The sequence below is a fragment of the Pseudacidovorax intermedius genome, assembly GCF_001476815.1.
Lineage (GTDB): Bacteria > Pseudomonadota > Gammaproteobacteria > Burkholderiales > Burkholderiaceae_C > Xenophilus > Xenophilus intermedius_A.
Window position 1 is genome coordinate 1 of record NZ_LDSL01000082.1, and the last position, 5086, is coordinate 5086.

The 5086-nt window shown below is 71.7% G+C and carries 3 protein-coding genes; 2 read left to right on the forward strand and 1 reads right to left on the reverse strand.

Features of this window, described 5'->3' with window-relative positions:
* Positions 1-176: 176 nt before the first annotated feature.
* Positions 177-1406 (reverse strand): nucleoside recognition domain-containing protein, encoded by a 1230-nt coding sequence (locus tag NS331_RS13795; RefSeq protein ID WP_058642557.1) that lies wholly within the window; start codon positions 1404-1406, stop codon positions 177-179.
* A gap of 332 nt (positions 1407-1738) precedes the next feature.
* Here NS331_RS13795 and NS331_RS13800 point away from each other — a divergent pair, with 332 nt between their 5' ends.
* Positions 1739-4018, forward strand: coding sequence for a TonB-dependent hemoglobin/transferrin/lactoferrin family receptor (locus NS331_RS13800; RefSeq protein ID WP_242873745.1), 2280 nt, complete (start codon positions 1739-1741; stop codon positions 4016-4018).
* A 28-nt stretch (positions 4019-4046) separates the two neighbouring features.
* A partial coding sequence (locus NS331_RS13805; protein WP_058642558.1) for a hemin-degrading factor occupies positions 4047-5086 on the forward strand: 1040 nt, incomplete at its 3' end.

Here is a 5086-nt window from a genome sequence, read left to right on the forward strand (position 1 = left end):
GAGCAGCATGCGCCCTCGGCGCGGAGGTTTTCACAGCATGCCAGCCCTCTCCCCTCGCGGGAGAGGGCGGGGGAGAGGGGGCTGCGGCGGTCGCGCAGCGCCAAATCGAGGTCGTGGTGCCCCCTCTCCCCAACCCCTCTCCCGCAGGGGGAGAGGGGCTTCAGGGCAGCGGCGCTTCAAGCGAAGAACCAGTAGCAGACGGCGATGGCGGCGACCACGCCGGCCAGCTCGGCCAGCAGCGCGCAGCCCACCGCATGCCGCGCCCGCTGGATGCCCACCGCGCCCAAGTACACCGCCAGCACGTAGAAGGTGGTCTCGGTGCTGCCCTGGATGGTGGCGGCGGCCAGCGCCGGGAAGCTGTCCACGCCGTGCGTCTTCATGGTCTCGATCAGCAGCGCGCGCGCCGCGCTGCCCGAGAAGGGCTTGACCAGCGCCGTCGGCAACGCATCGACGAAGCGCGTGTCCCAGCCCGTCTGCGCCACGCACCAGCGGATGCCGTCCAGCAGCAGGTCCAGCGCGCCCGAGGCCCGCAGCACGCCGATGGCGCAGAGCATGGCCACCAGGTAGGGCAGCAGGCCCCTGGCGACGTCGAAGCCTTCCTTGGCGCCTTCGACGAAGCGGTCGTACACCGCCACGCGCTTGAGCGCACCGACGACGAGGAATGCGATGACGATGCCGAACAGCACCAGGTTGCCCATCAGCGAGGACAGCTGCGCCAGCGCCTGCGCCGACAGCGTGGCCAGCAGCGCCATGAAGCCGGCCAGCAGCGCCGCGCCGGGCAGCAGGTAGGCCAGCACCACCGGGTCCCACAGCTTGAGCCGCTGCACCAGGGCCACCGACAGCAGCGCCACCAGCGTCGAGGCGCTGGTCGCCAGCAGGATGGGCAGGAAGACCAGCGTGGGGTCGGCCGCGCCCTGCTGCGCGCGGTACATGAAGATCGTCACCGGCAGCAGCGTGAGCGAGGAGGCGTTGAGCACCAGGAACAGGATCTGCGCGTTGCTCGCCGTGTCCGGCCGCGGGTTGAGCGTCTGCAGCTCGCGCATGGCCTTCAGGCCGATGGGCGTGGCCGCGTTGTCCAGGCCCAGCGCGTTGGCCGCGAAGTTCATGGTGATCAGCCCCAACGCCGGATGGCCGGTCGGCACCTCTGGCATCAGCCGGCGGAAGAGCGGCCCCAGCGCCCGCGCCAGCAGCGCCACCAGCCCGGCCGCCTCGGCGATGCGCAGGAAGCCCAGCCACAGCGTGAGCGTGCCGAAGAGCAGCAGCATGAGCTCCACCGACAGCTTCGCCATGGCGAACAGCGCCTCGACCATGGCCGCGAACACCGTCGCGTCCCCACCCACCAGCCAGCGCGCGACGCCGGCCACGGTGGCCACGAGGAAGAAGGACAGCCACAGGCCGTTGAGCATGGAGGAAGGGCGCCTGCCGAAGGCAGCGGGAGTGCGGACAGCGGGCGATCATAGGGGCCGCACCCGCTGGCGGCCGATGCCCGTTGCGTGATGACGCACGGAATCGCGCCGCCTGCCCGGCCACGCCACGGCGGCCGGACGCGGCTTGTGGCCTTTGTTTCCAATTGAGAATAATTCTCATATGATCGTGCGCTTTCCGGGCGGGTGCCGCGGCCAGAGGGCCGCCGCCACCGTCCGCTTCGCCGCCAGCCAGGTCCGCCGTGTGCCGCATGCCCGCCATGCGCCGGTGGTCCAGCGAGCAGTCCCTTCCCTGCTTGCCGGATTCCGTGACCATGGCTGCCGTCCCTCTTGCGCCTTTTTTCCATCTCCGTTCCCGTTCCCGCCAGCCGGGCGCCTTCGCACCGGCGCGCCCGCGCCGGCTGGTGCTCGGCATCGCTGCCCTGGCCGCGCCGATGGCGGCCTGGTCGCAGGCGGCCGAGGCCGACCCGCGGATGGCCGCGCTCAAGCCGGTGGTCGTGAGCGGCTCGCGCACCGAGCAGCCCCGGGACGACCTGCCCGCCACCGTCGAGGTGATCGGCCGTGACGAACTGGAGCAGGGCCAGGTGCAGGACATCCGCGATGCGGTGAAGACCCTGCCCAACGTGTCGGTGCGCCGCGCGCCGGCGCGCTTCGGCCTGGCCTCGGGCAACACCGGCCGCGAGGGCAATGCCGGCTTCGACATCCGCGGCCTGGACGGCAACCGCGTGCTGATGCTGGTGGACGGCATCCGCCAGCCGCGCAGCTACGTCTTCAGCGCCAACAGCTTCGGCCGCGACTACGTGGACGTCGGTCTGGTCGAGCGCATCGAGATCGTCAAGGGCCCGGCCTCGGCGCTGTACGGCTCGGACGGCATGGCCGGCCTGGTCAACTTCATCACCCGCGAGCCGGCCTCCTTCCTCGGCGCGGGCCGGAGCTTCGGCGGCAGTGCCAGCATCGGCTACAGCGGCGACGACCACGGCCGCTATGCCGGTGCCACGCTGGCGGGCCGGGCCTCGCCGCAGCTGGACTGGCTGATCGCCGGCCGCGCCGGCCGCAGCAGCGAGCTCACCAACCGGGGCACGGCCGCCATCGCCGGCGACAACCGCACCGTGCCCAATCCCGAAAGCGGCCGCGACGGCGCCCTGCTGGGCAAGGTGGTGCTGTCGCCCGGCGGCGGGCAGAAACATACCTTCACCGCCGAGCATGTGGACAAGACCCGCGACTATGCGCTGCTGTCGGGCCTGACCTTCCCGGCCTCGAGCGCGGCGACCTCGGTGGTCGGCCTCACGGCCCGCAACGAGATGACGCGCGACCGCCTGAGCTGGGACGGCCGCTGGTCGCTGGACACGGCCGCCGCCGACAGCCTGCAGGCCACCGTGGCGCTGCAGAAGTCCCATTCGCGCGAATACGCCTTCGAGGACCGCCGCAGCGCCGCCGACCGTGCGCGCGACACCACCTACGACGAGAAGACCGTCCAGCTCGGCCTGCAGGCCGGCAAGACCGTGCGCCTGGGCACCAGCGGCTGGGCGCATCGCCTGGTCTACGGCATCGACCACAGCCAGGCCGACATCGGCAACCTCCAGACCGGCCTGACGCCGCCGGCGGGCGAGACCTTCCCGCTCAAGCGCTTTCCGGACACGCGCGAGAAGACCACTGCGCTGTACCTGCAGGACGAGTTCTTCGGCGAACGCTGGAGCATCACGCCCGGCGTGCGCGTGGACCGCTTCAGCCTCGACGCCAGCCAGGCGGGATTCAACGCGCAGGCGGTGTCGCTGTCGGGCTCGGCCGTGTCGCCCAAGCTGGGCGTGCTGTTCCGCGCCACGCCGCAGTGGAGCGTGTTCGGCAACTACGCGCGCGGTTTCCGGGCGCCCAATGCCTTCCAGGTGAACAACTTCTTCGAGAACGTCACCGCGGGCTACAAGACCATTCCCAACCCCAACCTGCGGCCCGAGAAGAGCCAGAACTTCGAGCTGGGCGTGCGCGGCCGGCTGGCCGACCTCGACATCGATGCCGCCGCCTTCACCGGCGACTACAAGGACTTCATCGAGGACAACCGGCAGGTGGGCGGGCGCGGCATTCCGCGCATCGATCCGCTGGTGTTCCAGTCGGTCAACATCGGCCGCGCGCGCATCAGCGGCTTCGAGCTCAAGGGCGAATGGCGCCTGCCCCTGGCCGGCGGCGACGTGCTGTCGGTGCCCTTCGCCTACGGCCAGACGCGCGGGCGCGACCGCAGCAGCGGCCAGCCGCTGAACTCGGTCGACCCGCGCAAGGCCAGCGTGGGCCTCAAGTACCAGGCCGCCGCCTGGAACCTGCGGCTGGACGCGGTGCATCACGCCGCCAAGAAGCTGGCCGACATCGACCGCAGCTCGCTTGCCGGCGCCTGGTACGCCATTCCCTCGGCCACCACGCTGGACCTGAGCGCGCAATGGCAGATGCGCCCCGGCCTGCGGCTGAACGCGGCCGTCGTCAACCTCACGGACCGGAAGTACTGGCTGTGGAGCGACGTGCGCGGCGGTGCCGTCACCGCCACCAACATCGACGCCTTCAGCCAGCCCGGACGCCACGTGAACGTCTCGCTGGTGGCGGAGTTCTGATTCCCTCGTTCTTCAAGGAGCCGCAACGATGACCCACGACACCGCCGACCTCCGCCGCCGCTTTGCCGAACTGCGCGCCCAGGGCCGCCGCCACAAGGACGCGGCGGAGGCGCTGGGCCTGTCCGAAGGCGCCGCCATCGCCGCCCATGCCGGCGCCCACGACAGCGCGCTGCAGGCCGTGCCGCTGGCCGGCCCCTGGCTGGGCCTGCTGCGCGCCCTGGAGGCCTGCGGGCCGCTGCTGGCCCTCACCCGCAACCGCAGTACCGTGCACGAGAAGACCGGCGTGTATCAGAAGCTCTCCGGCAGCGAGGCGATGGGCCTGGCGCTGGGCGCGGACATCGACCTGCGCCTCTTCTTCGGCCAGTGGCATGCCGGCTTCGCCGTCATCGAGCAGGCGCCCGGCAGCACGCAGGCGCAGCAGAGCCTGCAGTTCTTCGCGCCGGACGGCACGGCGGTGCACAAGGTCTTCGCCCGCGAGGCCACGGACCGCGCGGCGCTGCAGGCGGTGGTCGACGCGCACCGGCTGCAGGGCGAGCCGCCCGCCTTCCGTGCCGCGGAGCCCAGGGCCGCTCCCCGGGACGATGCCGCCATCGACACCGCCGGCTTCCTGCGCGGCTGGGCCGGCATGCAGGACACGCACGAGTTCTTCGGCCTGCTGAAGGACTTCGGCGTCGAGCGGCGGCAGGCCTTCCGCCTGGCCGAGGGCCGCTTCACCCGCCGCGTCGGCACCGACGCGCTGCAGGCCCTGCTGCAGGAGGCGGCCTTCGACGGCACGCCGGTCATGGTCTTCGTCGGCAGCCCGGGCTGCATCCAAATCCACACCGGGCCGGTGCGGCGCGTCGAGCCCCTGGCGGTGCGCGGCATGCGCTGGCTCAACGTGCTGGACGAGGGCTTCAACCTGCACCTGCGCGAAGACCTCGTCGCCCAGGCCTGGGTGGTGGAAAAGCCCACCAGCGACGGCCTGGTCACCGCCGTCGAAGCCTTCGACGACCAGGGCGAACCGATGGCCATGTTCTTCGGCGCCCGCAAGCCGGGACAGCCGGAGCTGCAGGCCTGCAGCTCCGGCTG

Bases quoted from the DNA above. Each gene is read 5' to 3' on its own strand.
- NS331_RS13795 (WP_058642557.1), bottom strand. From the start codon at position 1,406: ATGCTCAACGGCCTGTGGCTGTCCTTCTTCCTCGTGGCCACCGTGGCC.
- NS331_RS13800 (WP_242873745.1), top strand. From the start codon at position 1,739: ATGGCTGCCGTCCCTCTTGCGCCTTTTTTCCATCTCCGTTCCCGTTCC.